Source organism: Streptomyces sp. NPDC006544 (genome assembly GCF_040611715.1).
In the GTDB taxonomy this organism is placed as follows: Bacteria; Actinomycetota; Actinomycetes; order Streptomycetales; family Streptomycetaceae; genus Streptomyces.
On record NZ_JBEXOV010000008.1, the window covers coordinates 37,666 to 64,048 of the forward strand.

At 73.3% G+C, this 26,383-nt stretch carries 22 protein-coding genes; 12 read left to right on the forward strand and 10 right to left on the reverse strand.

The window, feature by feature from the left end; translation table 11 throughout:
- Positions 1-88 precede the first annotated feature (88 nt).
- Positions 89-1,084, forward strand: a complete 996-nt coding sequence (locus ABZY44_RS06150; RefSeq protein WP_356650408.1) for a helix-turn-helix domain-containing protein — start codon at positions 89-91, stop codon at positions 1,082-1,084.
- A gap of 12 nt (positions 1,085-1,096) precedes the next feature.
- On the opposite strand, the gene ABZY44_RS06155 is transcribed toward ABZY44_RS06150, so the two are convergent.
- On the reverse strand, positions 1,097-2,821 hold the full coding sequence (locus tag ABZY44_RS06155) for a FadD3 family acyl-CoA ligase (RefSeq protein WP_356650409.1): 1,725 nt from the start codon (positions 2,819-2,821) through the stop codon (positions 1,097-1,099).
- A 94-nt stretch (positions 2,822-2,915) separates the two neighbouring features.
- Here ABZY44_RS06155 and ABZY44_RS06160 point away from each other — a divergent pair, with 94 nt between their 5' ends.
- From ABZY44_RS06160 to ABZY44_RS06170, 3 genes are read left to right on the forward strand one after another with little or no spacing between them, the layout of a single operon-like run.
- Positions 2,916-4,067, forward strand: coding sequence for a lipid-transfer protein (locus ABZY44_RS06160; RefSeq protein ID WP_356650410.1), 1,152 nt, complete (start codon positions 2,916-2,918; stop codon positions 4,065-4,067).
- A gap of 13 nt (positions 4,068-4,080) precedes the next feature.
- The gene (locus tag ABZY44_RS06165; protein WP_356650411.1) at positions 4,081-4,545 is read left to right on the forward strand and encodes an OB-fold domain-containing protein; all 465 of its coding nucleotides are present in this window, start codon (positions 4,081-4,083) and stop codon (positions 4,543-4,545) included.
- A complete protein-coding gene (locus ABZY44_RS06170; protein ID WP_356650412.1) occupies positions 4,542-5,339 on the forward strand; it encodes an enoyl-CoA hydratase/isomerase family protein in 798 nt (265 codons plus the stop codon). The genes ABZY44_RS06165 and ABZY44_RS06170 overlap by 4 nt, the downstream gene beginning before the upstream one ends.
- A gap of 69 nt (positions 5,340-5,408) precedes the next feature.
- Here the strand turns inward: ABZY44_RS06170 and ABZY44_RS06175 are convergent, their stop codons facing one another.
- The 4 genes from ABZY44_RS06175 to ABZY44_RS06190 all read right to left on the reverse strand — a co-directional run bounded on the left by ABZY44_RS06175 (position 5,409) and on the right by ABZY44_RS06190 (position 10,379).
- Positions 5,409-5,984: a hypothetical protein gene (locus ABZY44_RS06175; protein WP_356650414.1), complete on the reverse strand. Its 576-nt coding sequence runs from the start codon at positions 5,982-5,984 to the stop codon at positions 5,409-5,411.
- A gap of 193 nt (positions 5,985-6,177) precedes the next feature.
- Positions 6,178-6,672, reverse strand: a complete 495-nt coding sequence (locus tag ABZY44_RS06180) for a peptidylprolyl isomerase (protein ID WP_356650415.1) — start codon at positions 6,670-6,672, stop codon at positions 6,178-6,180.
- 128 nt (positions 6,673-6,800) lie between these two features.
- Entirely contained in the window at positions 6,801-9,227 is a 2,427-nt protein-coding gene (locus ABZY44_RS06185) for a PQQ-binding-like beta-propeller repeat protein (protein ID WP_356650417.1), read from the reverse strand.
- 354 nt (positions 9,228-9,581) lie between these two features.
- A complete protein-coding gene (locus tag ABZY44_RS06190; protein WP_356650418.1) occupies positions 9,582-10,379 on the reverse strand; it encodes a VOC family protein in 798 nt (265 codons plus the stop codon).
- A gap of 282 nt (positions 10,380-10,661) precedes the next feature.
- On the opposite strand from ABZY44_RS06190, the gene ABZY44_RS06195 reads away from it, so the two are divergent.
- Positions 10,662-11,309 (forward strand): TetR family transcriptional regulator, encoded by a 648-nt coding sequence (locus tag ABZY44_RS06195; protein WP_356650419.1) that lies wholly within the window; start codon positions 10,662-10,664, stop codon positions 11,307-11,309.
- A gap of 123 nt (positions 11,310-11,432) precedes the next feature.
- Here ABZY44_RS06195 and ABZY44_RS06200 read toward each other — a convergent pair whose 3' ends face one another.
- Together ABZY44_RS06200 and ABZY44_RS06205 are read right to left on the reverse strand one after the other, a co-directional pair.
- Positions 11,433-11,885 (reverse strand): nitroreductase family deazaflavin-dependent oxidoreductase, encoded by a 453-nt coding sequence (locus tag ABZY44_RS06200; RefSeq protein ID WP_356650579.1) that lies wholly within the window; start codon positions 11,883-11,885, stop codon positions 11,433-11,435.
- A 104-nt stretch (positions 11,886-11,989) separates the two neighbouring features.
- Positions 11,990-13,192 (reverse strand): acyl-CoA dehydrogenase family protein, encoded by a 1,203-nt coding sequence (locus ABZY44_RS06205; RefSeq protein ID WP_356650420.1) that lies wholly within the window; start codon positions 13,190-13,192, stop codon positions 11,990-11,992.
- 306 nt (positions 13,193-13,498) lie between these two features.
- On the opposite strand from ABZY44_RS06205, the gene ABZY44_RS06210 reads away from it, so the two are divergent.
- Both ABZY44_RS06210 and ABZY44_RS06215 read left to right on the forward strand, forming a co-directional pair.
- On the forward strand, positions 13,499-14,683 hold the full coding sequence (locus ABZY44_RS06210; RefSeq protein ID WP_356650421.1) for an acetyl-CoA acetyltransferase: 1,185 nt from the start codon (positions 13,499-13,501) through the stop codon (positions 14,681-14,683).
- Positions 14,684-14,805: 122 nt separating this feature from the next.
- Positions 14,806-15,501, forward strand: a complete 696-nt coding sequence (locus ABZY44_RS06215; protein ID WP_356650422.1) for a pyridoxal 5'-phosphate synthase — start codon at positions 14,806-14,808, stop codon at positions 15,499-15,501.
- Between the two features lie 22 nt (positions 15,502-15,523).
- Here the strand turns inward: ABZY44_RS06215 and ABZY44_RS06220 are convergent, their stop codons facing one another.
- Positions 15,524-15,967: a Zn-ribbon domain-containing OB-fold protein gene (locus ABZY44_RS06220; RefSeq protein WP_356650423.1), complete on the reverse strand. Its 444-nt coding sequence runs from the start codon at positions 15,965-15,967 to the stop codon at positions 15,524-15,526.
- Between the two features lie 167 nt (positions 15,968-16,134).
- Here ABZY44_RS06220 and ABZY44_RS06225 point away from each other — a divergent pair, with 167 nt between their 5' ends.
- The 3 genes from ABZY44_RS06225 (at position 16,135) to ABZY44_RS06235 (ending at position 20,722) form a co-directional block, all read left to right on the forward strand.
- Positions 16,135-17,313 (forward strand): NAD(P)/FAD-dependent oxidoreductase, encoded by a 1,179-nt coding sequence (locus ABZY44_RS06225; protein ID WP_356650424.1) that lies wholly within the window; start codon positions 16,135-16,137, stop codon positions 17,311-17,313.
- A 273-nt stretch (positions 17,314-17,586) separates the two neighbouring features.
- Positions 17,587-19,821, forward strand: a complete 2,235-nt coding sequence (locus tag ABZY44_RS06230) for an acetate--CoA ligase family protein (RefSeq protein ID WP_356650425.1) — start codon at positions 17,587-17,589, stop codon at positions 19,819-19,821.
- A 100-nt stretch (positions 19,822-19,921) separates the two neighbouring features.
- Positions 19,922-20,722, forward strand: coding sequence for an enoyl-CoA hydratase-related protein (locus ABZY44_RS06235; protein ID WP_356650426.1), 801 nt, complete (start codon positions 19,922-19,924; stop codon positions 20,720-20,722).
- A 74-nt stretch (positions 20,723-20,796) separates the two neighbouring features.
- Here the strand turns inward: ABZY44_RS06235 and ABZY44_RS06240 are convergent, their stop codons facing one another.
- Positions 20,797-21,591, reverse strand: a complete 795-nt coding sequence (locus ABZY44_RS06240; protein ID WP_356650427.1) for a VOC family protein — start codon at positions 21,589-21,591, stop codon at positions 20,797-20,799.
- Between the two features lie 227 nt (positions 21,592-21,818).
- On the opposite strand from ABZY44_RS06240, the gene ABZY44_RS06245 reads away from it, so the two are divergent.
- The gene (locus ABZY44_RS06245; RefSeq protein ID WP_356650581.1) at positions 21,819-22,442 is read left to right on the forward strand and encodes a flavin reductase family protein; all 624 of its coding nucleotides are present in this window, start codon (positions 21,819-21,821) and stop codon (positions 22,440-22,442) included.
- A gap of 408 nt (positions 22,443-22,850) precedes the next feature.
- Positions 22,851-25,904 carry a BTAD domain-containing putative transcriptional regulator gene (locus ABZY44_RS06250; protein WP_356650428.1) on the forward strand — a complete coding sequence of 1,018 codons (3,054 nt, stop codon included), beginning with the start codon at positions 22,851-22,853 and terminating at the stop codon, positions 25,902-25,904.
- A 133-nt stretch (positions 25,905-26,037) separates the two neighbouring features.
- On the opposite strand, the gene ABZY44_RS06255 is transcribed toward ABZY44_RS06250, so the two are convergent.
- Positions 26,038-26,211, reverse strand: a complete 174-nt coding sequence (locus tag ABZY44_RS06255; protein WP_356650430.1) for a hypothetical protein — start codon at positions 26,209-26,211, stop codon at positions 26,038-26,040.
- Positions 26,212-26,383 lie beyond the last annotated feature (172 nt).

A 26,383-nucleotide genomic window follows, 5' to 3' on the forward strand; every position in this document is an offset into this window, starting at 1 on the left:
CGCCCCGACAACCCAGACATGAGACGGCCCCCGCCGGGACTGCGAATCCCGATCGAGGGCCTGACCAACGAGGAATTAGCCCTTCCCCATGGCTTCTGTGCAGTTTACCGCGCCCACCCGCGCGACATACGGCGTTCGCCACTCCAACATCCGCCTCACCGGCCGGTTCACGGTGATCAGCAACGACCTGATCCAGCACCCCGAGATGTCGGCGGTCGCGCGGATCCTCGGGATCTACATCCAGTCGCTGCCCGCCGGAACCCCGATCGGCATCAAGGACCTGGCCAGGCAGCTTCCGCTGGGCGAGACCTCCATCGCGGGCGGGCTCCGGGAGCTGGTGCGGTTCGGATACCTGGAACGGTCCCTGGAGAGCCTGCCGGGCGGGCGGATCGTCACCCGTACGGTGTCCTACAACCATCCCCGGGCCGTCACCGACGCCCCTCCCCCACCGGCACCGCCGCCTCCGTCGCCTCCGCCGCTGGTGGCTGACCGGGGACCACACCTCGCAGCGGATCCGGAACCGGTACCGGCTGCGGAGCCCGCACCGGCGGCCCCGGAGCCTGCGGCCGCCTCGGCGCCCGCGCCCGGAGCGGCGGCACCGGCAGCACCGGCAGCACCGGCGGCGGCATCGGCCGAAGTGTCCTCCGGCCCGGCGGCCGCCCGCGTTCCCGTACCGCGCGACCGGGACAACGCGCTCCGCCGCCGGCTCGCGACCGAGATCCTCGCCGAGCTCCGCCTCGCCGATCCCCGGCTGCTGCTCGGGGCTCGGGACATCACGTACCTCGCGGGCGGGGTCGAGGCCTGGCTGGAGCGCGGGGCCACCGTGCACGCACTGGTCGCAGCCCTGACGGCGAACCTCCCGGACCCCCCGCGCAACCCGGCCGGGCTGATCGCCCACCGGCTCTCGGCCCAGCTGCCGCCCGCGGTGGCCCCTGCCCCGCGCCGGGCCGCCTTCGTGGCGCCCGACCCGTTCCAGATCTGCGACGGGTGCGACCGCGCCTACCGCAGCCCCACCCGGGGCGGCCGCTGCAACGACTGCGGTCCGCCCGGGACGGGCGAGACGCGCGGCGCCCACGGGACCTGAGCGGCTCTGCGGTCAGCGGGTGCGGAGTTCGCGTTTGAGGACCTTGCCGCTCGCGTTGCGGGGGAGTTCCGCCACGAACTCCACCTGGCGCGGGACCTTGTAGTTGGCCATCTCGCGGCGGGACCAGGCGATCAGGTCGTCGGCCGTGAGGACCGCGCCGGGGCGGCGGACCGCGTAGGCCTTGCCGACCTCGCCGAGACGCGGGTCGGGGACGCCGACCACCGCCACGTCGGCGATGTCCGGGTGCAGCCCGAGGAGTTGCTCTATCTCGGCGGGGTAGGCGTTGAAGCCGCCCACGATGAACATGTCCTTGATCCGGTCGGTGATGCGCAGGTTCCCGGCGGCGTCGAGGACACCGACGTCGCCCGTGCGCAGCCAGCCCTCGGGTGTGATGGCCTCGGCGGTCTCGGCCTCGTCCTCGAAGTAGCCCCGCATGACGTTGTGGCCGCGTACCCACACCTCCCCGGCCTGTCCGGTGCCCCGCGCCTGCCCGTCGGCCCCGGTGATACGGAGCTCCGTGCCGGGGATGGCCCGCCCCGAAGTGGCCGCGATGACCTCCGCGGGATCGCCGCGGCGGCACATGGTGACGATGCCGCTGGCCTCGGAGAGCCCGTACGCGGTGAGGACGGTGGCGATCCGCAGCTCGCCGCGGAGCCGTTCGACGAGCTGGAGCGGGACGACGGCGGCGCCGGTGACGACCAGGCGCAGCGCGGAGAGGTCGTGGTGGTCGCGCTGGGGGTGGTCGAGGAGGGACTGGTGGAGCGTGGGCGGTCCGGGGAGCACGGAGATCCGCTCGGCGGCGATGTTGGCGAGGACGGTGTCCACGTCGAAGACGGGCTGGGGGATCATCGTGGCTCCGCGCATCAGGCAGGCGATGATGCCGGCCTTGTAGCCGAAGGTGTGGAAGAAGGGGTTCACGATCAGGTAGCGGTCGCCCTCGCGGAGTCCGGCGAGCTCGCTCCACACGTCGTAGCAGCGCAGGGACTGGGCGTGGGTGATGACGGCGCCCTTGGGGCTGCCGGTGGTGCCGGAGGTGAAGATGATGTCCGAGGGGGCGCCCGCGGGGACGGCGTCGGTGCGGGCGCGCACGGCCTCGGCCGGTACGGGGTCCCCTCCGGCCAGGAAGTCCTTCCAGGTGCGGAAGGAGTCCGGGGCGTCGTCGGACAGGACCACGACCTGCTCCAGGTGGGGCAGGCCCGGCAGCGGCCCGGAGCCTTCGCCCTCGGCGGCGGCGCGGCGCAGCGAGGCGACGTAGGACGTGCCGAGGAAGGTGCCGGTGACGAAGAGGAGCCGGGCGCGGCTGCGCTGGAGGACGTATGCGGCCTCGGTGCCCTTGAAGCGCGTGTTGAGGGGAACGAGCACGGCTCCCGCGGAGACCGCGCCGAGTGCGGAGACGATCCATTCGAGGGTGTTGGGCGCCCAGACGGCGACCCGGTCCCCCGGTGCGACCCCGGCGGCCATGCAGGCGGCCGCGGCGCGCTCGACGCGCTCGCCGAGCTGCGCGTAGTCGATGCGGACGCGGCCGTCGACGACGGCCTCGCGGCCGGCGTAGCGGGTGGCGGCGTCGCGCACCAGGGCGCCGATGCTGGTCCAGGGGAGCTCCGCGAGCCGATCCCCCGACGAGGTCCCCGCACCGGGACGGCGGTCCGGACCCTCGGCTCCGGACCCCGTCCCGGCCCCGGTCCCCGCCGCCCCGCCCCCGGCCGTGCCCGCGACCCCGTGCCCGTCCTCGTCCATCGCCCGCCCCTCCCTGCGACACCAGTAGCTGACTAACCGTCAGATTAGCTGTAGCCTTCGCCGCTGTCAGTACTGGTGCACCCCGGAGGTGGCGATGGCGGCAACGCTCAAGGACGCTACGGCGATAGTCGGCATCGGCCAAACCGCCTTTGCCAAACAACTGCCGCAGTCCGAAAAGGAATTGGCGTGCCGGGCGATCCTCGCCGCGCTCGCCGACGCCGGCATCGACCCCTCCGAGGTCGACGCCTTCTCCTCCTACACGATGGAGGAGACCGACGAGGTCGAGGTCGCCAAGGCCATCGGCGCCGGCGACGTCACCTTCTTCTCCAAGATCGGCTACGGCGGCGGCGGCTCCTGCGCCACCGTCGGCCACCTGGCCGCGGCCGTCGCCACCGGGCAGGCCTCCGTCGGTGTCGCCTGGCGCTCCCGCAAGCGCGGCTCCGGCCCCCGCCCGTGGAAGAACACCGCCGTCCAGCTCCCCACCCCCGGACAGTGGACGCGCCCCTTCGGGCTGCTGCGCCCCGCGGACGAGATAGGGATGCTGGCCCGCCGCTACATGCACGAGTACGGAGCCACCCGCGACCACCTCTTCAACGTCGCGATGGCCTGCCGCAACCGGGCCAACGAGAACCCGGCCGCGATGATGTACGAGCGTCCGCTGACCCGCGAGATGTACATGACCTCCCGCATGATCAGCGACCCGCTCTGCCTCTTCGACAACTGCCTCGAGACGGACGGGGCGTTGGCCTGCGTCATCGTCGGCGCCGAGCGTGCCCGCGACTGCCGCCAGAAGCCCGTCTACGTCCACTCCGTCGCCCAGGGCCTGCCCGCCCAGCACCACGGGATGGTCAACTACTGGAACGACGACCCGCTGTCCGGCCCCGCCTGGACCGCAGCCCGACACCTGTGGAAGCAGGCCGACTTCGGCCCGGCCGACGTGGACGTCGCCCAGATCTACGACGCCTTCACCCCGCTGATCCCGCTCTCCCTGGAGGGCTACGGCTTCTGCGGACGCGGCGAGGGCGCCGCCTTCACCGAGGGCGGCGCCCTGGAGATGGGCGGCCGGCTGCCCATCAACACCGGCGGCGGCGGCCTGAGCGAGGCCTACGTCCACGGCTTCAACCTGATCAACGAGGGCGTCAAGCAGCTGCGCGGCATCTCCACCGCCCAGGTGCCCGACGCCTCGACCTGCCTGGTGACGGCGGGCGAGGGTGTCCCGACGTCCGCGATCCTGCTGCGCGCCTGAGGAGCTGCCGACCATGACCACCACGACCGCCGCCGCTTCGGACGAACTCCTCCTCCCCGTCCCCGACGAGGACGGGGCCCCCTTCTGGGAGTACGCGGCCCGGGGCGAGCTCCGCGTCCAGGCCTGCGCCGAGCCCGCCTGCGGGAAGCTCCGCTTCCCGCCCCGCCCCTGCTGCCCGCACTGCCGGTCCTTCGAATCCGAGTGGCGCCCGATGAGCGGACGCGGCCGGATCTGGTCCTACGTGCGCCCGCACCCTCCGCTGCTTCCCGCGTACGCCGCGCAGGCCCCGTACAACGTGATCCTCGTGGAGCTCGCCGACGCCCCGCACATCCGCCTCGTCGGGAACCTCGTCGCCTCGGCCGACGCCCCCCTGGACTCGGTGGACCCGGCGCGGCTGCGCATCGGGGCGCGGGTCCAGGTGGTGTTCACCGAGACGGGCGGGGTGGCCGTGCCGCGCTGGGTGCTGGAGAAGTCGTGACGGCCGGCCAGGGGCTCCGGGTGGAGCGGGACGAGGCGACGGGGGTCGCGGTGCTCACCCTGGACCGGGAGCACAAGCACAATGCGATCGACCTGGAGACGGCCGCCGCACTCGCGGCGGTGTGGCGGGAGTTCCGCCACGAGGACGACGTACGGGCGGTCGTGCTCACGGGCGCCGGAGCGGCGGCCTTCTGCACGGGCATCGACCGCGACGTCTCCCTCCGCCAGCCCTCGTCCCCGTACTCGGTGGACGACCCGCTCCTCGCCATCGGCCCGAAGGCGAACGACCTGTGGAAGCCGGTGGTCGCCGCCGTCAACGGCATGGCGTGCGGCGGGGCGTTCTACCTGCTGGGCGAATCGGAGTTCATCGTCTCCGCCACCACGGCGACGTACTTCGACCCGCACACCAGCTACGGCATGGTCAGCGCCTACGAAGCGGTGTACATGGCCCAGCGCATGCCGTTCGGCGAGGCCGCCCGGATGTCCCTGATGGGCACCGCGGAGCGGCTGTCCGCACGGCGGGCGTACGAGATCGGGCTGGTCTCCGAGCTGGCCGAGCCGGCCGGGCTGCTCCCCGCGGCCCTGCGGGCGGCCGAGACCATGGCCGGGTTCCCGACGGAGGCCGTGCAGGGCACGGTCCGCGCCCTGTGGTCGGCGAAACAGGCGGCGCTGCACCAGGCCCTGTCCCAGGCTCCGGCGCTGATCTCGCTGGGGAACCTGGCACCGCAGCGGCAGGCGGAACTCTTCGCGGGACGGCGGAAACCGGGACCGGGACCGGGACCGCGAGTGCGGTGACGGGGCCGCGGTCGCGGTGACCCGGTCGCGGTGCCCCGGTCGCGGTCCGGCACCGTCGTCCCGGCCGGCCTAAGGCTTCTTCGTGGACTTCGGCTTCGGGATGGAGCCGGAGCCGGAGCCGGGCGTGGAGGAGGACGCCGAGGACGGGACGAGGTCGATCCGTCCGACGACGCAGCGCTGGACGTCCCCGGCCTTGTCCGCGCTCGCCATCGGCAGCTCCACGGTCCGGCTCTCGCCCGCCTTGAGCTCGACGTCGACGGAAGCCGAGTCGACCCGGCCGGCCGCACCCTCGAAGACCAGCGGCACGCGGAAGGCGTGTCCGGACGCCGACTCGGAGGTGACCTTCAGCGTGGCCTTCGCACGGCCCGGACCGGCGCAGGCGACGACCTCCGCGTGCGCCAGCGGACCGGTCGAGGTGGGGGTGGGCGAAGCGGTCGTGCTCGTGCCGCTGCCCGAGCTGCCGGAGGAGTGCGTCTTGGTCTTGGACTTGGACTTGGACTTGCTCTTGGAGCTGGAGCACCCGCCCCCACTGCTCTTGCTCTTCCCGCTGCCGCCGCTGCCGCCGCTCGACGAGAAGCCCGTCAGCGCGAGCACCACTCCCACCAATACTGCGGCGAACCGGACCCGCCGTCCCGTGACCTTCATGGCCACCCCTCTCCCCGTGGGCAATTGCGGCACCGTACCAGGGGTTCCGCGCCCCGTATCGGGAGGGTTCAATTCCGCTTCGGTGGCCCGTCTCCTACCGGCCCCGGCCCCGGCCCTCACCCGGCCCCGGACATGACGGCGGCCCCGACCCCGTGAGGGGGCGGGGCCGGCCAGCCGTGAAGGCGGGTGGGGATCAGGCCTCGACGACGCCGGAGGCCGCGACCTCGATCTTGCCGCGGGTGGAGCCCGAGGGGGTGCCGAGCTTCTCGATGGCGTCCACGACGTCCTGGCCCTCGACGACCTCGCCGAAGACGACGTGCTTGCCGTCCAGCCACGGGGTGACGACGGTGGTGATGAAGAACTGCGAGCCGTTGGTGTTGCGGCCGGCGTTCGCCATCGAGAGCAGGTACGGGCGGGTGTGCTTCAGCTCGAAGTTCTCGTCGGCGAACTTCTCGCCGTAGATGCTCTTGCCGCCCGTGCCGTTCTGGTTGGTGAAGTCACCGCCCTGCAGCATGAACTGCGGGATGACGCGGTGGAACGGGGAGCCCGCGTAGCCGAAGCCGTGCTGGCCGGTGGCGAGCTCGCGGAAGTTCTGGGCGGTCTTCGGGACGACCTCGTCGAAGAGGTTGAAGACGATGCGGCCGGCGGGCTGGCCGTCGATGGCGATGTCGAAGAATACGTTGCTCATGGGGTCCATCCTGTCACTCCCGGTGCGCTGCGCGCGTCCGAGGGGCCCGGAACGGCGTCCGAGCGGGTGTCGCGGGAGGCGCCGGACGGGCGTCCGGAGCCCCGGCCGAGCCGCCCCTCAGCCGGCCCTCAGCCACCCGTGCGCGTGCCCGTGCCCTTCGCCGCGTCCAGAGCGTAGACGCAGCGGTCCTTGCTGCACGCGTACACCACGCCCGCCTCCGCCACCGGGGCTCCGGTGATCTCCCCGCCGGTGGCGAGCTTCCAGCGGAGCTGGCCTCCCGCCGCGTCCAGGGTGTAGAGGCAGTGGTCGGCGGAGCCGAAGTGGACCCGGCCGTCCATGACGGCCGGGGCGCCCGTGATCTCGCCGCCCGCCGCGAACCGCCACTTCGGGGTGCCGGTGACCGCGTCGAGCGTGTACAGGGCGCTGCCCGCGCCCAGGTGGACGTTGCCGCTCGCGACCAGGACGGGGTCGGCGGACTGGCGGGGCTCGGTGGCGATGCGCCAGCGGTCCTTGCCGTTGGCCGCGTCCAGGGCGTAGACGGTGCCCAGGTAGTCCGCGAGGTAGACGCCGCCGCCCGTGACCGCCGCGCCGGGCGCGAAGGCCGGGGGCGCGAGGAAGACGGCGGGGGCCTCGAAGTGCCAGCGGACCCGGCCCGAGGCCCGGTCGATGGAGATCACCCGGGTGCCCGCGGCGACGTAGACGTTGCCGTCGGGGGCCGGGGTGACCCGTACGGGGACGTTTCCGCAGGAGCCGGCGTCGCCGACCGGGTACGACCAGGACTCGCGGCCGGAGCGGGCGTCGAGGGCGCGCAGCCGGGCGTCCTGCCACACGTAGACCGTGCCGTCGTGGAGGACGGGGGACGCCTCGTTGGTCTCGAAGTCGCTCTGCGCGCCCGAGAGCTCCCACAGCTTCTGCCCGCTGGACGCCTCCCAGGCCTGTACGCCGCCGCCGCGCGTGGCGGTGACGACCGTGCCCCGGTCGGCGCGCAGGGCGTACACCCAGGCGTCGGTGGACAGCCGCCACCGCTCGGAGCCGTCGGCGGCGTCGAGGGCGTAGAGGGAGGGGCCGTCGGACGCGTGGATGCGGTGGTCGGAGACGGCCATGGACCAGGCGACGTCGCGCGTCTTGAACTGGCGGCGGCCGCTGGCCACGTCCAGGGCGTGGACCTCGAAGGAGGTGACGTAGAGCATGTCGCCCGCGACGGTGGGGGTGCCCCAGACCTCGTTCGACATGCGGAAGCGCCACGGGCGCCAGCGGCCGCTGTCCGGGGCCGGTCCCGGGCCGGGTACGGCGGGCGCGGAGGAGCCGGGGGCCGGGGAGACCGCGGGAGCCGGGCCGCCGCCCGGCGGGCGGATCCAGCCGGTCGCCGAGTCCGCGGCGACGGCGTGCGCGGCGGTCGCCGCGGACACGTGCGGGCCGGGACCGATCGGTACCGGGGAGCCGCCGAGGCGGACGGGCTCGCCGGAGGGGGCCATCGGGGGGCGCTCGGGGCGCTGCGGGACGGCCTGACCGGTCCGCGGGTCCGCCCAGGGGTCGGCGCCGCCGCGCTGGCGGCGGTGGGTGGCGGGCCCGGAGGGCGGGGCGGAGCCGGGCCGGGCCGGGGGTGCCGGGGCGGGCGACGGTACGACGGCGGCCGAGGCGGCGGAAGCGGCGGCGGCGTTGCGGTGGCCGGCCCGCCTGGCCTCGATCATCGCGACGGCCCGGGTGGGCAGCCATGCCGAGGCGGTGCCGCTCTCGTCGCCGCCCTCGAAGAGGTGCGGGGCCAGCTGCGCCTGGAGGTCGGCCGGGGTGGGCCGCTTCGTGGCGTCCATCTGCATGCAGGATTCGATGAGCGGGCGGAGCTCGTCCGGGAGGCCGGTGAGGTTGGGCCCCTCGCGCAGCAGCATGAAGACGGTCTCCACCGGGTTCGCCCCGTGGTACGGCGGGTGCCCGGTGGCGGCGAAGACGAGCGTCGAGCCGAGCGAGAAGACGTCGCTGGCGCCCTTGACGCTGCGCGAGTCCTTCGCCTGCTCGGGCGACATGTAGGCGGGGGTGCCGACGGCGACGTTCGTCATCGTCAGGCGGGTGTTGGAGACGCCGCTGGCGATGCCGAAGTCGATCACGCGCGGGCCGTCCTCGACGACGAGCACGTTCGACGGCTTGAGGTCGCGGTGGACCAGGCCCGCCCCGTGGATGGACTGCAGGGCCTCGGCGATGCCGGCCGCGAGCCACCGCACGGCCTGCGCGGGCATGGGCCCGCACTCGTGGACGATCTCCTCCAGGGAGGGCGCCGGTACGTACGCGGTGGCCAGCCAGGGCACGGCGGCGCGGGGGTCGGCGTCGACCACGGCCGCGGTGTAGAAGCCGGAGACGGCGCGGGCGGCCTCCACCTCACGGGTGAAGCGCACGCGGAACAGCTGGTCCTCGGCGAGCTCGGTGCGGACCGTCTTGATCGCCACGCGGCGTCCGGACGCCGACCGCGCGAGATAGACCAGCCCCATGCCGCCGGCGCCGAGCCGTCCCAGCACCTCGAAGGGGCCGATCCGTCTCGGGTCGTGCTGCGTCAGCTGCTCCACCACTCGCCTCCACACCCATCCCCGTACGGGCTCCTTGCGCGGGGCCCGCTCCTTCGCCAAGCACGCCACCGGCGAGCGCACCGCTACCCGGCGGTCGGCGGGTGCGGCGTCTCACCGCGGGCTCCGCCCGCAGTAGCGCACCCCGATTCTGTCAGGCCCGCGCTCCGTCCGGCCCCGGGTACGCGGGCGGGTTCGTGTGAGGCTGAACGCGCCGGCCGCCCGGGCGGGTGCGCGACGGGCGCCGGGGACGGCCGGGAAACGGGTGACGGGACCGGTGGGGAGACGGGCGACGGGCCCGGTGGGAACCGGTCGGACACCGGTGGGGAACGGGTCGCAGGCCGGTCGGGAGGCCGATCAGGAGCCCGGCCTCGTGCGCGGCTCCGACAACAGCCCGAAGACCGCTCCCTGGTTGTCCGCGACGACCGCGATCCGCCCGTACGGGGTGTCGAAGGGATCGGCGGTGACCCGGCCGCCGAGCCGCTGGACCATGGCGACGGACTGGTCGCAGTCCGGGACGGCGAAGTACACGAGGAAGTGCGCGGGCATGATGGCCGGGAAGGCGTCGGTGATGAGGCTGCGGCCCATGACGGCGCTGTCCGGTCCGGGCGCGCTGCCCGGCGGGGACCAGACGCGGTATTCGGAGCCGCCGCTGTCGTCCTGGTCCTGCGGGACGTAGCCGAAGACCTTGGCGTAGAAGACGTCGACGGCGTCGCGGGCCCGGGTGTAGACCTCGGTCCAGCAGTACGTGTACGGCTCCTGCTGGGCGTCGAAGCCGTGGTGGGTGCCGGGCTGCCACAGGCCGAAGACGGCCCCGCCGGGGTCGGCGGCCATCGCGGCGGTCCCGTACGGGCCGACGGGCATCGGGTCCATCACCAGCTGGCCGCCGGCGGCGCGGATGCGCTGCGCGCAGGCGTACGCGTCGGTCGTGTAGAGGTAGACCCCCCAGACGGTGGGCATGCGGCCGTCGGGCTTGGGGGCGAGGGCGGCGACGTTGCGGCCGCGGCTGTAGGCCTGGGTGTAATGGCCGTATTGTGCTCCCGCGCCCTCGGCGAAGGTCCACCCGAAGAGCTCACCGTAGAAGCGCTTGCCCGCTTCCACGTCCGGCAGCGAGGCGTCGACCCAGCAGGGTGCGCCTTCCGCGAATGCGGCCATGAGCCCGGTTCCTTCCGTTGTGCGGGGATGTGTGGCATCCCGCCCTACTCGCCCAGCCATGCACCTCCGGATCATGATGTGCCCGAAAACTTGTCCACAGCCTGTTGATAAGACTATTCGGGGGATACGCCCTGAACCCGGAGGGCGCGCCCGGGGCGTCCACGCGGCCGGAATCCGCCGTCGGGACCGGGTGGGGCCGGCATACGCCCAGGCCAGGCGCTCCGTGACCCCATTTGCAGGCGGCCGAATCGCGCCCCGATCACCCCTCGGTAAGCTGACGGCATGACAGGACAAGTACGTACCGTCGACGGCCGCGTTGCCGGTCGGCGCGGTCAGGCGACGAGGCAGAAGCTGCTTGACTGCCTCAGCGAGATGCTCAGCTCCTCGCCGTACCGCGACGTCAAGGTGATCGACGTCGCCCGCAAGGCCGGCACCTCTCCCGCGACCTTCTACCAGTACTTCCCGGACGTCGAGGGCGCCGTCCTGGAGATCGCGGAGCGCATGGCCAACGAGGGTGCGCAGTTGACCGCGTTGGTCGAGGGGCGCGCGTGGGTCGGCAAGGCCGGCTGGGCGGCCGCCGAGGAACTCGTCGAGGGATTCCTGGAGTTCTGGCGGCGCAACGACGCGATCCTGCGGGTCGTCGACCTGGGCGCGGCCGAGGGCGACAAGCGCTTCTACAAGATCCGCATGAAGATCCTCAACTCCGTCACCAACTCCCTGACGGAGTCGGTGAAGGAACTCCAGGCCAAGGGCAAGGTCGACAAGGACGTCAGCCCGGCCGCGATGGCCGGTTCGCTGGTCGCCATGCTGGCCGCGGTGGCCTCCCACCAGAAGGGTTTCCAGACCTGGGGCGTCAAGCAGGCCGAGCTCAAGCCGAACCTGGCGCTGCTCGTCCACCTGGGCATCACGGGCAAGAAGCCGACGAAGTGACGGCGGACCCTGACCGCAGGGCCCGCCGCCTTCACCCTCCCCATCGTGTTCACCAGCCCCGTGGTGTTCACCAGCCCCGTGGTGCGGGCGGCCCCGCTTCGCCCTGACGGACTTCCGCCGCGATCAGCGACGCTCCAGGCGGAACAACCGGATCTCGCGCTCGATGCGCGCCTGGTACGTCGCGTACGGCGGCCAGAACTTCAGCGCCGCCCGCCACGCCTCCGCGCGCTCCTCACCCGCCAGCAGGCGGGCGCGCACGGGGATGTCCTCGCCCTTCCAACTCACGTCCGCGTCCGGATTCTTCAGCAGGTTCCCGGTCCATGCCGGGTGTCCGGGGCGGCCGAAGTTCGAGCCGATCAGCAGCCAGGTCACGCCGTCCTGCTCCGGCATGCACGCGAGCGGCGTGACGCGCGGCTCGCCCGTCTTCGCTCCCTTGGCGGTCAGGATCACGCCGGGGAGCATCTGGGCGCTCAGGATGACCTTGCCGCGGGTCAGTTTGTGCACCGCCTTGTCCATGGCGGGGATGAAGTGCGGCGCGATCTTGGCGAACAGCAGGGTCGAGGAGACCTTCTGCATGAGCTTCACGCCGAAGTTGGCGTGGGAAGCGGTGCGGGGAGCGGTGTGGGGAGCTGCGTCGGCGTCGGCGTCAGAGCCGGAGTCGGCGTCGGGGGCGTCGGCCATCACGCGGCCACCTCCTTCTTCTCGTTCCGGGGGGCTGGGGTGAACAGGCCGGCCGCGTCCGCGGCGTGGGCGCGCAACTGTTGGACGGGGCCGAAGAGCAGCTCGTCGGCAGCCCCCCGCTTGAAGTACAGGTGGGCGTCGTGCTCCCAGGTGAAGCCGATGCCGCCGTGCAACTGGATCGCCTCGCCCGAGGTGATCCGCAGGGCCTCCAGGGCCTGGGCGAGGGCGAGTCCGCCCTGCGCCGGGTCCCAGGCCGCGTAATAGGCGGCGGAACGGGCCGCCTGGACCTGTACGTAGAGGTCGGCGAGGCGGTGCTTGACGGCCTGGAACGAGCCGATGGCCCGGCCGAACTGCTCGCGCTGGCGGACGTACTCCACGGTGCGGGCGAGCGCCTGTCCGGCCGCGCCGACCGCCTCGGCGGCCAGGACGGATGCGGCGGTGCGGCCGGTGCCGGCGAGCGCGGCGAGGACTCCGCCGGGGTCGTCCGGGCCTTCGCCCAGCACTTCGGCTTCCACGTCCCTCAGTTGGACGCGGCCCTGGGGGCGCGTCTCGTCCAGGGTCGCCTGCCGCGACCGGACGAGGCCGGGCGCGTCCTCCCGTACGAGGAAGAGCAGCGTGCGGCTGCGGGCGAAGCCTCCCGCGTGCGCGGCGACCAGCAGCAGCGAGGCGCTGTGCCCGTCGAGCACCTGGGCGACCTCCCCGTACAGGCGCCAGCCGCCGTCCACGGCTCGGGCCTGGACCCCGCCGGCGCGGCCGCCGCCCGCCCAGTCGCCTCCGGCGTTGTCCCCGGTCAGCGCGAGGGCGGTGCCCAGGGCCGGCCCGGGTACGGCGAGGGCGGCGGTGAGCCCGCCGGTCGCGAGCGACGGCAGCAGGGCTGCGCGCTGGGCCCCGGTACCCAGGGCGGCGATCAGCGGCGCGGCGAGCACGGCGGTGGCCAGCAGGGGCGAGGGCAGCAGCACCCGCCCGGTCTCCTCGCAGGCCAGGGCCAGGTCCGCGGGGGCGCAGCCGACGCCTCCGTACTCCTCGGCTACGGCGATGCCCGGCAGTCCGAGCTGCTGGGAGAGCTGCTGCCACAGCTCGCGGTCGTGTCCGGCGGCGGTGCGGACGGCGGCCTTGACCTCGTCCGGGCCGCAGCGTTTGCCCAGGATCTCGCGCAGGGTACGGCGCATCTCGTCCTGCTCCGCGGTGAAGGCGGCATCCATCGTCGGGCTCCTCCCCGTATCTGACGGGCCGTCATGTTAGGGCGGGTGGCGCCAGATGCACAGGGGGCGGCGGATCCCAGTGCGCGGGTCTTGCCGCGCGGGCTGGCACTGCGGGCTAAAACTGCGGGCTAGAACGGCGGACTAGAACTGACTGGCCGTCAGATGTACGGTCGGGCCATGCCTGGACCCATGCCCGGCCCCGTGAGCGGGCCCGCGACTCCGGTGGGGGCGTCGTTGTCGTCTTCGGTTTCGTCTTCGTTGTCGTCTTCGTCTTCGTCTTCGTCTTCGGTTTCGGTTTCGTCTTCGTTGCCTTCTTCGCCGTCGCCCGGGGGCCGTCGGCGTGTCGCCGTCGTCGGTGTGGCCCTGTCGGACTGCGGCCGGGTGGACGGTCCCACCCCGTACGCCCTGCACGCGCAGGCCGCCCGCCGGGCCCTGGCCGACTCGGGCCTCGACCGCTCGGTGATCGACGGCTTCGCCTCGGCCGGCCTCGGGATCCTCGCGCCGGTCGAGGTCGCCGAGTACCTCGGCCTGCGGCCCACCTGGGTCGACTCCACGTCGGTCGGGGGCTCCACCTGGGAGGTCATGGCCGCTCACGCGGCGGACGCCATCGCGGCCGGCCACGCCAACGCGGTGCTCCTCGTCTACGGCTCCACCGCGCGCGCCGACATCAAGGCCCGTCGCCGGACGTCGAACCTCTCCTTCGGCGCGCGGGGGCCGCTGCAGTTCGAAGTCCCTTACGGGCACACGCTGGTCTCCAAGTACGCGATGGCCGCGCGCCGCCACATGCACGAGTACGGCACCACGCTCGAGCAGCTCGCCGAGGTGGCCGTCCAGGCGCGGGCGAACGCCGCCACCAACCCGGACGCGATGTTCGGCGAGCCCATCACGGTCGACGACGTCCTGTCCTCCGGGATGATCGCGGACCCCTTCACGAAGCTGAACTGCTGCATCCGCTCGGACGGCGGGTGCGCGGTGCTGCTGGCGGCGGAGGACTACGTACCGGACACCGCGAAGGAACCGGTCTGGATCCTGGGCTCGGGCACCTCGGTGTCACACACCACCATGTCGGAATGGGAGGACTTCACGGTCTCCCCCGCGGCGGTGTCCGGCCGCCAGGCCTTCGCCCGCGCCGGGCTCACCCCGGCGGACGTGGACCTGGCCGAGATCTACGACGCGTTTACGTACATGACCTTGGTGACGCTGGAAGACCTCGGCTTCTGCGCCAAGGGCGAGGGCGGCGCCTTCGTCGAGAAGGGCCGGCTCCTCCGCGACGGCGAGCTTCCGGTCAATACGGACGGCGGCGGCCTGTCCGCCTGCCACCCCGGCATGCGCGGCCTGTTCCTCCTGGTCGAGGCCGTACGGCAGCTGCGCGGCGAGTCGGGCGAGGGCCAGGTCCTCAAGCGCGACGGAGCCCTCCCCCGCGTCGCCCTCGCCTCGGGCACGGGGGGATGGTTCTGCTCCTCGGGGACGGTCATCCTGGGACGGGACTGAGGGGTGGGGTGGGGGTGACCTTTGGGAAGTGGGGGTGGGGCACGTCGTGGGCTTGGGCTGCTGTCTTTTCAGGGGCGTTGACAGTCCCCGGTGGCGTCCCGGGAGTCCCCTAGCCTGAGGGCATGTCTACGACCAGCGATCACGGGCGTTCCGCGTCCGACCCGGACGAGTTTCACGCCGTCCTGCACTCCCTGCGCGTCTGGGACGGGCCGCTGCCCGTTTTCGACGTGGCCGCCGCGCCGGACGGGCCGCTGGCGCTGTTCCGGGAGTGGTTCACGCACGCCGCCAGGGCGGGACAGCCCGAGCCGCACACGATGAGCCTGGCGACGGTGGACGCGGACGGGCGGCCCGACGTGCGGACGCTGATGCTGCACGAGGCCGATGAGCGCGGCTGGCACTTCGCCTCGCACTCCACCAGTGCGAAGGGGCGGCAGCTGGCCGGGCGGCCGGAGGCCGCGCTGGGGTTCTACTGGCCCGCCGTGGCCCGCCAGATCCGGATCCGGGGCCGGGTCACGGCGTGCGACGCGGCGGAGAGCCGTGCCGACCTGGCGGTCCGCTCGCGCGGCGCGCTCGCGGCGGCGCTGACGGGCCGGCAGAGCGAGGTGCTGTCCTCTCCGGAGGAACTGGCCCGCGTATCGGAGGCCGCCTGGGAGCGGGCGGGTGCGGAGCCGGACGCCCCGGCTCCGACATGGACCCGGTACGTCCTCTCGCCGACCGAGGTCGAGTTCTTCCAGGGCGACGCCACCCGGCGCCACACCCGCCTCCAGTACACCCGTACCCCCGCCGCCGCCTGGGCCCGCCACCTCCTGTGGCCCTGACCCCGGGGCGCCGGGGCGGGGGTCAGGCGGCAGGGGTGAAGACCGCCGTCCAGATGCCTTGCGCCGCCTCGCGGAAGGTCACCGACAGGGGCATGCCGATGCGCAGGGCGGCCTCCTCGCAGTCCACGACCTCGGTCATCATCCGGGGCCCCTCGGCCAGGTCGACCACCGCCGCCACGTACGGCGTGCGCCGGTCGAACGGGGGAAGGTCGTTGCGGTGGATCACCGACCACGTGTACAGCGCGGCCCGGCCGCTCGCCGTCTCCCACGTCACCCGGTCCTCCCCGGCCCAGCACACCGGGCAGAACTCCCGCGGGTAGTGGTGCGCCTTCCCGCACTCTCCACAGCGCCGCAGCAGCAGCCGGCCCCGGGACGCCGCGTCCCAGTAGGGCCGGGTGAAGTCGTCGATCTCCGGCAGGTCGAACCGCGCACCGGTCGTCCCCGCCGTCACACTCGTGTCGCTCACCACGCCACTCCGCTCCTTCGTCGGGCGCGTCGATGGAGCAACGCTCCTGACGCACCGTCAGTTCAGCGGATCGCGGCCCGTCCCACAAGAGCCCCGTGATCGATCCGCAATCGATTCCCTCCTCGTCCGAGACCCACCGGCTCCGTGGGTCGATACGCTCACACCTCATGCCCGGAGTCCCCGCAGCACTCGACATGTCCACCCAGCCCCGCCCGGTCTACGTGATCGGCGCCGGTCCCGGCGGCCTCGCCGTCGCCGCCGCGCTGCGCGCGCGGGGGGTCCGCACGGTGGTCGTGGAGAAGTCGGAAGCCGTCGGCGCCTCCTGGCGGCGGCACTACGACCGGCTCCACCTGCACACCACGCGCCGCCTGTCCGCGCTCCCCGGCCTCGGCATGCCGCGACGCTTCGGACGCTGGGTCGCGCGTGACAACGTCGTGCGGTACCTGGAGAAGTACGCCGAGTTCCACGAGCTGGAGCTCGCCACCGGCATCGAGGTGACCCGGATCGAGCGCTCCACCGACGGCGCGGGCTGGACCCTGCACGCCTCGGGCGGCCGGACTCTGGCCGCCGGGGCGGTGGTGGTCGCCACCGGGTTCAACCACACGCCCGTCATCCCCGACTGGCCCGGCCGGGAGGAGTACGCGGGAGACCTCGCGCACGCCGCCGACTACCGCAACCCCGCCCCCTACGCCGGCCGCGACGTCCTCGTCGTCGGCGTCGGCAACACCGGCGCGGAGATCGCGGTCGACCTCGCCGAGGGCGGCGCCGCCCGGGTCCGGCTGGCCGTGCGCACGGCGCCGCACATCCTGCGCCGCTCCACCGCCGGCTGGCCGGCCCAGCGCACGGGGATCCTCGTACGCAGGCTCCCGGTCGCCCTCGTCGACCGGCTCGGCGCGATCGTCGGCAGGATCTCCGTCCCGGACCTGTCGCCGTACGGGCTCCCGCGCCCCACCGCAGGCCTGTACAGCAGGGTGAAGCAGGGCGCGATCCCCGTCCAGGACGTCGGTCTGATCGACGCGGTCCGCGCCGGGCGCGTGGAACCGGTCGCCGCGGTCGCCTCCTTCGACGGTGCCGAGGTGGTCCTCGCGGACGGCTCCCGCATCACCCCGGACGCGGTGATCGCGGCCACCGGCTACCGCCGTGCGCTGGAGGAGCTGGTCGGCGACCTCGCGGTACTGGACGGCCGCGGCCGTCCCCGCGTGCACGGCGCCCGAACCCCGGCCGAGGCCCCCGACCTCTACTTCACCGGCTTCACCAACCCCATCAGCGGCAACTTCCGCGAACTGTCCCTGGACGCCGAGAAGATCGCCAGGGCGGTCGCCCGCACTCTCCGGACGCGGCACTAGCGGCACAAGGCCGTCCCTTTCGGATCGTGTCGGTCCTGCCCGCGGTGCCCGGCGCGTCCGTGGCGAGGCACCGCACGGTGGCGTGCGACCTCGGCCGAATACCGGTCTGGACCTCCCCAGGGGTGATCTGAGACCGTTCCTGGACATCTGACGGTGTTCCACACACCACCTCCACCACCTTTCCTGCGCATCCCTGTTCCTGACGACGCGTCAGTTCAGTAATCTGACTACGCGTCAGTTATCGAGGTTCATCGAGCAGGAGCGGGCGGAACGATGCTTGGATCTACTCACGGCACCCTCACCACCGACTTCCGCGCACGCGTCGAGGCCTGCGGGGAGAGCCCCAGGACGGCCGTCCACTCCACGGCGGCGCCATCCGCCGAGGACACGGTCGCGCTGGACGTCAGCGGTCGACCCCTGCACGCCGACGCTCCCGACCTGGACCGGTTCTTCCGGCCCGAGTCCGTGGCGGTCATCGGCGCCTCGGACGCCGACGGCAGACCGAACACGGGCATCACCCGGCAGCTCATCGCCTGGGCCGAACGCGTCGGGGCCCGGCTCCACCCCGTCCACCCCACCCGCAGCAGCGTCTTCGGGCTGCCCTGCCACGCCTCCGTGGCCGATCTCCCCGAACAGGTGGACCTCGCCGTCCTCCTCGTCGCCGACCCGCTGCCCGTCGTCGAGCAACTGGCTGAGGCGAAGGTGAAGTTCGCCGTCGCCTTCGCCTCCGGGTTCGCCGAGACCGGCAACGAGGGCGCCGCCGCCCAGGCCCGCCTCGGCGCGGCCGTCCGGCGCTCGGGCCTGCGCCTGCTCGGCCCCAACACGAACCTCAACGCCTTCGAGGAGTTCCGCGACGACCTCGACGGCCCGGCCATCGCGCTCATCACCCAGTCCGGCCACCAGGGCCGGCCCGTCTACACCCTCCAGGAGCTGGGCATCCGGCTCTCCCACTGGGCCCCCACGGGCAACGAGGCGGACCTGGAGACCTCCGACTTCATCTCCTACTTCGCCGAGCAGCCCGAGGTCGGAGCCATCGCCTGCTACGTGGAGGGCCTCAAGGACGGCCGGCAGTTCCTCCTCGCCGCCGACCGGGCCGCGCGCAACGGCGTACCCGTCATCGCCGTCAAGGTCGGCCGCACCGAGACCGGCGCCCGGATGGCCGCCTCCCACACGGGGAAGCTGACCGGCGCGGACACCGTCGTGGACGCCGCCATGCGGCAGTTCGGCGTCATCCGGGTGGACGGACTGGACGAACTCCAGGACACCGCGGCCCTGTTGGCCCGCGCACGCAAGCCGCTCGCCGACGGGGTCGTCGTGTACTCCATCTCCGGCGGCACCGGCGCGCACTTCTCCGACCTGGCGACCGAGGCGGGGCTCAGCATCCCGACGCTCTCCCAGGCCAAGCAGGACGAGCTCCACCAGTGGATCCCGGAGTACCTGGGCGTCTCCAATCCCGTGGACAACGGCGGCCACCCCGTCGGCGACTGGCGCGGCCGCAAGATCATCGACGCGATCCTCGCGGACCCCTCCGTAGGGGTCCTGATCTGCCCGATCACCGGGCCCTTCCCGCCCATGAGCGACAAGCTCGCGCAGGACCTGGTGGACGCGGCCGAGCGGACCGACAAGCTGATCTGCGTGATCTGGGGCTCGCCGGTCGGCACCGAGGAGGCCTACCGCACCACGCTCCTCGGATCCTCCCGCGTGGCGACCTTCCGTACCTTCGGCAACTGCATCACCGCCGTCCGCGCCTACCTCGGCCACCACCGCTTCACCGCCGCCTACCGCTCCCCCTTCGACGACGCCCCGCGCACCCTGTCACCGTCCTTCCGCAAGGCGCAGGCGCTGATGCGCCCGGGCCAGCAGCTCAGCGAGCACGCGGCGAAGCAGCTCCTGCGCGCCTACGGGATACGAGTGCCCCGGGAGCAGCTGGTGACCAGCGCGGCGGCCGCCGTACGGGCGGCCGGACTGGTCGGCTACCCGGTGGTCATGAAGGCCTCGGGCCCCCAGCTCGCGCACAAGACGGAGCTGGGTCTGGTGAAGATCGGCCTGACCTCGGCGAGCCAGATCCGCGACGCCTACCGGGAGCTGACGGACATCGCACGCTACGAGGACGTCCCGCTGGACGGGATCCTCGTCTGCCAGATGGTGGAGCGCGGCGTCGAAATGGTCGTCGGGGTCACGCGGGACGACCTCTTCGGCCCGACGGTGACCGTGGGCCTGGGCGGCGTACTCGTGGAGGTGCTGCACGACGCGGCGGTACGGGTGCCGCCGTTCGGCGAGGACCAGGCCCGGGCGATGCTGACGGAGCTGCGCGGGCACGCACTGCTGGAAGGCGTACGGGGGGCCCCGCCGGCGGACGTCGACGCGCTGGTGGAAGTCATCCTGCGGGTGCAGCGGATGGCGTTGGAGCTGGGCGACGAGCTCTCCGAGTTGGACGTCAACCCGCTGATGGTGCTGCCGCGCGGACAGGGGGCGGTGGCGCTGGACGCGCTGGCCATCTGCCGCTGACGGCTCCGGCCCCGCGCCGTCCCAGGCGCGGGGCCGGGACCGGCCCCGCGGCCGGCACGTGCCCGGCACGCCCCACCCTCCCCCGAAAGGCAGTTCCACCATGGCCCCCACTCCCGAGGACGAAGTCCTCCACCGCATCGACAACGGCGTCTCGTGGATCACGCTCAACCGTCCCGAGGCCATGAACGCCGTCACCTGGGACCAGCGCGAGCGGGTCATCGCGCTGCTCGCCGAGGCCTCCGCCGACCCCGGCGTGCGGGCCGTCGTCGTCACCGCCACCGGCAAGGGCTTCTGCGCGGGCGCCGACCTGCGCGGGGCGCCGGCCACGGCGGAACGCGTCGCGGGCGACGTGGCCCGCATGATCCGGCTCGGCGCCCAGCGGCTGATCACCGCCGTGCTCGACTGCGAGAAACCGGTCGTCGCCGCCGTGAACGGCACGGCGGCCGGCATCGGCGCGCACCTCGCGCTCGCCTGCGATCTGGTCATCGCCGCGGAACCGGCCCGCTTCATCGAGGTGTTCGTCCGCCGCGGCCTGGTACCGGACGGCGGGGGCGCGTACCTCCTCCCCCGCCTCGTCGGCCCGCAGAAGGCGAAGGAGCTGATGTTCTTCGGCGACGCCGTGCCGGCGGCCGAGGCCGAACGCCTCGGCCTGGTCAACAAGGTCGTCCCGGCCGAGGCGCTGGAGGACACCGCCCGGGAGTGGGCCGAGCGCCTCGCGCAGGGCCCCACCCGTGCCCTCGCCATGACCAAGCAGCTGGTCAACGCCTCGCTGGACGGCGACCGGGCGGCTGCCCTGGCCGCCGAGGCCACCGCCCAGGAACTCAACATGACCACGGCCGACGCGAACGAGGGAGTGGCCAGCTTCGTGGAGCGGCGCACGCCCAAGTACCTCGGACGCTAGTGCTGTGACCGGTTCACCCTTCCGGTCAAGGCACGAGACCCTGTCGTCGCACCGGCACCCGGCCCGCGGCGGCCTCACATCCGCGGGTCCGGCGTGAGCAGCGCGAACACCGCGCCCGCCGGGTCCGCGGTCCACGCCATCCGGCCGACCTCCGGCACGTCGGCGGCCGGCATCAGCACCGAGCCGCCGCTGCCCCGGATCGCGGCGACGGTGGCGTCCACGTCGGCTACGTGGAAGTACGGTACCCAGCGCGGCACTTCGTTCGATCCGGCGCCCGCCCCCTCGCCCTGCGGCGCGACGCCGCCGAAGGAGGCCTCCTCCTGGTCCCCGTCGGCGGTGCTCAGCACGCGGTAGGTCATCCCGGGCGCCTGCATCTCGGCGGAGCGCCATCCGAACAGGCCGCCGTAGAAGGCGATGCCGGCGACCGGGTCGGGTACGTGCAGCTCCGCCCACACCAGGGTGTTCACGGCGGAGGCCAGGTCCAGCCCGGCGGTCTTCCCGGGCTGCCAGCAGGCGAACTCCGCGCCCTGCGGGTCGGTGAACTGCGCGAGCACGCCCTCGCCCATGACGTCCGTCGGCTCCACGCGCACCGTTCCGCCGCCCGCCTTGACGGCCTCCGTCGTGGCCTGGACGTCCGGCGTGCAGAAGTGCAGCATCCAGGCGGAGGAGGCGCCCTCCTCGGTGAGGGGCCCGAGCGCGGCGACCGTCTTCCCGCCGATCTGGAAGAAGCCGTAGCCACCCGCCTCCGGCCCGAGGGCGAGGAAGTCCCAGCCGAAGACGCCGGTGTAGAAGGAGAGGGCCGTTCCGGTGTCGGGGCTCGCGAGGTCGAGCCAGTTGGGCGATCCGGTACGGAAGTCGGTGCCGAGCATGAGCGTTCTCCCTGGGTCGGGTCCGTGCGGTCGGTCGGTGGTCCGTCACGCGGTCCCCGCCACGATGCCGAGCGGGCACCGGGCCCGCGGGCTGCGTGCCCCCGCACGGTCCTGGTTTCACCCTGACGGCCCCCACGGCCGCCCCTCCGCTCGACGCGGGCCCTGCACCGCCCTTCCCATCTGACGCTCCGTCAGCTTCAATCGGTCGTGTGATGGGACACGCAGGGATGGCGGCCACCGTCGTCCGATACCTCAGATCCGCCGGCTCCCCCACCTCCGCCGCGGCGGAGCCGGAGCCGGGGCCCGGCCATGTCGACCCGACCCCGCGCCCCGCCCTGCGGGCCGTCGGCGAGGACGAACGCGCACCCGTCAGCCCGGCCGAGTTCCGGGCCGTACTGGGGAACTTCGCCAGCGGGGTCACGATCATCACCGCCCCGCCCGGCACGGACGACGAGGGCCCGGCCGGCTTCGCCTGCCAGTCCTTCGCCTCCCTCTCCCTCGACCCGCCGCTGGTCACCTTCATGGTGGCCCGTACGTCGACCACCTGGCCCCGCATCGCGCGCGCCGGGGTGTTCTGCGTCAACATCCTCGGCGCCGAACAGGGCGCGCTGTGCCGGGCGTTCGCCGTCAGCGGCGCCGACAAGTTCGCCGGGGTCGCGCACACGCCCGCCCCCGCCACCGGATCACCGCAGCTCGACGCGGTCCCGGCGTGGATCGACTGCCGGATCCACGCCGTGCACACGGGCGGGGACCACCTCATCGTCGTCGGCAAGGTCGAGGCCATGGGCGCCGCCGGCGAAGGCGGTCCGCTCCTCTTCCACAAGGGACGCTTCGGACGCTTCGCCGACTGACGGGCGTCCCGGGCTACCCCGCGCGGCCGTGCCGGCCCGTCGCCCGGCGCCCCGGAGCGAGGACGAAACAACACAATGCGAACGCTCGCGAGGCACACGCCCGACTCCCCCCGAGGCGTCTGAATTCCCTCCCGGACACTCCGTTCGCGCGATGTTCCACCACCCGTAAAGCTTCAGTTTCGGCCTCCCCGATCCCCTCCCGGACCAGTACCGCTCCTACCCGGAACCCTCTAGTCTCTTCCTCATGCGTGCCCTCTGCCTGGGGGTTTGCGCGTACGACTGGTGGGGGACATGGCGGAGCAAAACGATACGAAGGTGAGGTTCAATCTCCTTGGCTCATTGGAGGGCTGGTCCGGTGGAAACCGGCTGAGACTTGGCGGCCCCATCCAGGAAAGAGTGCTTGCCACTTTGCTTCTGGAACCGGGCCGCGTCGTTCCCGTGGCCCGGCTCGTGGAAGCCGCCTGGGAGGACGAATCCCCCATCACCGCCTCGCACCAGATCCGCAAGGCGGTCGCCGACCTCCGTCGGCGGATACCCGGCGGAAGCGACCTCATCGCCACCGACGGACCCGGCTACCGGGCCGTCCTGGAAGACGGGCAGCTCGACCTCTCCCTCTTCCAGCTGCACACCCGGCTGGCCCGCGAGGCACTGGCCGCCGGACGCTCCTCGGACGCCGAGACCGCACTGCGCACCGCGCTGGGACTGTGGCGGGGGCCCGTCCTGGCCGGCGCCGGCGGACCGGTCGTCGAAGCCGCGGCCACCGCTCTGGAAGAGCGCAGGCTGACCGCCGCCGAACAGCTCTACCAGCTCCGCCTGGACCACGGCGAGAGCGCCGAACTCGTCGGGGACCTGCGCGAACTGGTCGACTCCCACCCACTGCGGGAGACCCTGCGCGGCCACCTGATGCTGGCCCTGTACCGCTCGGGACGCCAGGCCGAGGCCCTGGAGGAGTTCGGCCGGGTCCGCGAGCTCCTCGTCGAGGAGCTCGGCGTCGACCCCGGCCCCCGGCTCGGCCGGCTCCACGAGGGCATCCTGCGGGACAGCCCGGAACTCGCGGCCCCCAGAGCCCCGGACCGGCCCGCGCCGGCCGCCGCCCGGGCCTCCTCCCCCGCGCCCGCCCGGGCCGGGGCCGCCGGCTCCACCGCCCCGGCCTCCGGCTCCGGCCCCGCCGCGCCGGCACCGGCCGCGGCCGCCTCCGCCCGCAAGGCCACCGGGGCGACCGGGGCCGGCGTCACGCCCTGCACCCTTCCGTACGACCTCTCCGACTTCAGCGGCCGCAGCCGGGAGCTGGGCTCCCTGCTGGCCGCCGCGGGCAGCGCGCACGCGGACGGTCCGGACGGCGCCGACGCCCGCACCCGGATCGTCGCCGTCGACGGCATGGGCGGCACCGGCAAGACCGCACTGGCGGTCCGCGTCGCGCACCAGCTCGCCGAGCAGTATCCCGACGGCCAGCTCCACGTCGACCTGCGCGGCTACACCCCGGGCGAGCAGCCACTCCAGCCCGGCTCGGTGATCGCGGGTCTGCTGCGCACCCTCGGTGTGCCCGGCGAGCGGATCCCCGAGGACCCGGCCGGGCGCGCCGCCCTATGGCGGGCCACCCTGGTCGGCCGGCGGCTGCTCCTCCTCTTCGACAACGCCTGCGACGCCGCCCAGGTGCATCCGTTGCTCCCCGCCTCGCCCGGCTGCCTCGTCCTGGTCACCAGCCGGGCCCGGCTGGTCGAGCTCGACGGCGCGCAGTGGATCTCGATCGGGGTGATGTCCCCCGAGGACAGCATGGCGCTGGTCACCGAGACCCTGGGCCGGGAGCGCACCGAGCGGGAACCCGGGGCCGCCCGGTCGCTGGCCGCCCTGTGCGGCCACCTGCCGCTGGCCCTGCGCATCGCCACCGCCCGGCTGCGCAACCGCTCGCGGTGGACCGTGCAGCACCTGGTGGACCGTCTGGGCGACGAGACCCGGCTGCTGGACGAGCTGAGCTCGGGCGAACGCAGCGTCGCCGCCACCCTGCGGCTCTCGTACCAGGCGATGGACGAGGAACACCGCGACGCCTTCCGGCTCCTGAGCCTGCACCCGGGCACCGACATCGACCTCCACGCGGCGGCCGCCCTGCTCGCCACGGACACCCGCGTCGCGGAGGACCTCCTCGAGGACCTCCTGGACATGCACCTGGTCCAGCAGCACGAGCTGGGCTACTACGCCTTCCACGACCTGGTGCGCAGCTTCGCGCAGAGCCTGCGCAACACGGAGACGGCGGCGGACGACACGGCGGCGGTGGAACGGCTGCTGGACTACTTCTACGCGGCCACGGAGGCGGCGTGCGCGGCGCTGTTCCCCGCGCGGTCACCGTACGAGACGGGCCTGAGGGACACGCCGGCGACGCTCCCCCCGCTGGCGGGCGCCGAGGCGGCCACCGCCTGGTTCGACCGCGAGGCCGGCGCGGTGGCCGCGGCCCTCTCCCTCGCGGAGACCTGGGGCTTCCTGCGGCACGTCGTGTACACGACGCGCAACCTGGCCTTCTTCCTGAACATGCGCACCTACATGGAGCAGTACCGCCGCGTGGGCGAGATGGCGATCGCGGCGGCCCGTCGGCTGGGCGACGTACAGGGACTGCGGATCAGCCTGACCAACCAGGTGGTCCCGCTGTGGAAACTCGGCTGGCTCCGTGAGGGCATCACCCTCACGGAGGAGGCGCTCGCGCTCGCGCGCGCGGAGGGCGAGCGCATCGGGGAGGGCAGCTGCCTGGAGATGCTCGGGCTGTTGCACAGCAGCCTCGGCGAGCTCTCCGAGGGGCTGCGCTACCAGGAACTGGCCGTGGAGGTGCACCAGGAGACCGGGGACGTCCAGGCCGCACTGCACCTGATGTGCTCGGTGAGCACCACCTACGGGTCGCTGGGTCGCCCGAAGGACGCGCTCGGGGCGGCGCAGCGGGCCGTGGAGCTCGCGCGCGAGGTGAGCAGCCTGGACGGCGAGGTCGCCGCGCGCAACGACCTCGCGAGCGCGCTGCTGGCTCTGGGGCGCGTGTCGGAGGCCGAGGAGTGCCTGGTCCGGGCGCTGCAGTTCGTCGACGAATCGCGGCAGCCCGACAACCTCGCGGTGACCTTCGCCCTGATGGCGCACGTCCGCCACCTTCTCGGCGAGGCCGGGGAGGCGCGGCGGTGCGAGGAGCAGGCGATGGAGCTGGTCCGGCGCCGCGCGTCACCGGCCCGGCAGATGAAGGTCGAGCGGCTCGTCGGCACCCTGCGGCTGGACCGCGGCGAGCACGCCCTCGCGCTGGAGCTGTTCGAGGGCGTGCACCGCCGCGCGTCCGCGGCGGAGTACCGGATGGAGGAGGCCCGTGCCCTCGCCGGGATCGCGCAGGCCTCCGCCGCGCTGGGGGACGGAGTACGGGCCGGGGAGTACCGGAGGCGGTCCGAGGCGCTGTTCGACTCGATGGGTGTGCCGCAGGACGCGCGCGACCCGCGCTGACCTGCCCGGCCCCGCGGTGGTGTACGACGGCGGCCCGCCCCGGACAGGGGCGGGCCGCCGTGCGTCGTGGTGCCGGGCGCCGCTTCCGGACGCCGGGCGCCGGGCGCCGGTGTCAGGCGCCTGGGCGTCGGTGTCAGACGCCGGGAGAGGGGGCGGGCGACGGGTTGCGCGGGCCGACGTCCTCGGCCTGCACCGACGGCTGCTTACCGGAATTGGATTCCAGGTCTCCGCTTACGCCGAGCACGACCGTCAGGCCCAGCGCGATGATTCCGGCGATTCCGACGATTCCGGCCAGCTTGGTGCGCATTTCTTTTTCCCCGCCCCTTGTTTTGTGAAGTCGTGCGTTCCGCTCTCGACACATCAGAGGTTCCCCGGGACCGTTCCCCAACGGTTCCCCCTCCGATACCACGCACGGACAGTACAACGGGAACTAGGCGGGATCCAGGGCTAGTCCACGTTTCGAAGGCGGGATATCCGGT

What these genes read in the sequence shown, in the direction of transcription:
- ABZY44_RS06150 (WP_356650408.1), top strand. Translation starts at nt 89, where the DNA reads ATGGCTTCTGTGCAGTTTACCGCGCCCACCCGCGCGACATACGGCGTT.
- ABZY44_RS06155 (WP_356650409.1), bottom strand. Translation starts at nt 2,821, where the DNA reads ATGGACGAGGACGGGCACGGGGTCGCGGGCACGGCCGGGGGCGGGGCG.
- ABZY44_RS06160 (WP_356650410.1), top strand. Translation starts at nt 2,916, where the DNA reads ATGGCGGCAACGCTCAAGGACGCTACGGCGATAGTCGGCATCGGCCAA.
- ABZY44_RS06165 (WP_356650411.1), top strand. Translation starts at nt 4,081, where the DNA reads ATGACCACCACGACCGCCGCCGCTTCGGACGAACTCCTCCTCCCCGTC.
- ABZY44_RS06175 (WP_356650414.1), bottom strand. Translation starts at nt 5,984, where the DNA reads ATGAAGGTCACGGGACGGCGGGTCCGGTTCGCCGCAGTATTGGTGGGA.
- ABZY44_RS06180 (WP_356650415.1), bottom strand. Translation starts at nt 6,672, where the DNA reads ATGAGCAACGTATTCTTCGACATCGCCATCGACGGCCAGCCCGCCGGC.
- ABZY44_RS06190 (WP_356650418.1), bottom strand. Translation starts at nt 10,379, where the DNA reads ATGGCCGCATTCGCGGAAGGCGCACCCTGCTGGGTCGACGCCTCGCTG.
- ABZY44_RS06195 (WP_356650419.1), top strand. Translation starts at nt 10,662, where the DNA reads ATGACAGGACAAGTACGTACCGTCGACGGCCGCGTTGCCGGTCGGCGC.
- ABZY44_RS06200 (WP_356650579.1), bottom strand. Translation starts at nt 11,885, where the DNA reads ATGCAGAAGGTCTCCTCGACCCTGCTGTTCGCCAAGATCGCGCCGCAC.
- ABZY44_RS06205 (WP_356650420.1), bottom strand. Translation starts at nt 13,192, where the DNA reads ATGGATGCCGCCTTCACCGCGGAGCAGGACGAGATGCGCCGTACCCTG.
- ABZY44_RS06215 (WP_356650422.1), top strand. Translation starts at nt 14,806, where the DNA reads ATGTCTACGACCAGCGATCACGGGCGTTCCGCGTCCGACCCGGACGAG.
- ABZY44_RS06225 (WP_356650424.1), top strand. Translation starts at nt 16,135, where the DNA reads ATGCCCGGAGTCCCCGCAGCACTCGACATGTCCACCCAGCCCCGCCCG.
- ABZY44_RS06230 (WP_356650425.1), top strand. Translation starts at nt 17,587, where the DNA reads ATGCTTGGATCTACTCACGGCACCCTCACCACCGACTTCCGCGCACGC.
- ABZY44_RS06235 (WP_356650426.1), top strand. Translation starts at nt 19,922, where the DNA reads ATGGCCCCCACTCCCGAGGACGAAGTCCTCCACCGCATCGACAACGGC.
- ABZY44_RS06240 (WP_356650427.1), bottom strand. Translation starts at nt 21,591, where the DNA reads ATGCTCGGCACCGACTTCCGTACCGGATCGCCCAACTGGCTCGACCTC.
- ABZY44_RS06245 (WP_356650581.1), top strand. Translation starts at nt 21,819, where the DNA reads ATGGCGGCCACCGTCGTCCGATACCTCAGATCCGCCGGCTCCCCCACC.
- ABZY44_RS06255 (WP_356650430.1), bottom strand. Translation starts at nt 26,211, where the DNA reads ATGCGCACCAAGCTGGCCGGAATCGTCGGAATCGCCGGAATCATCGCG.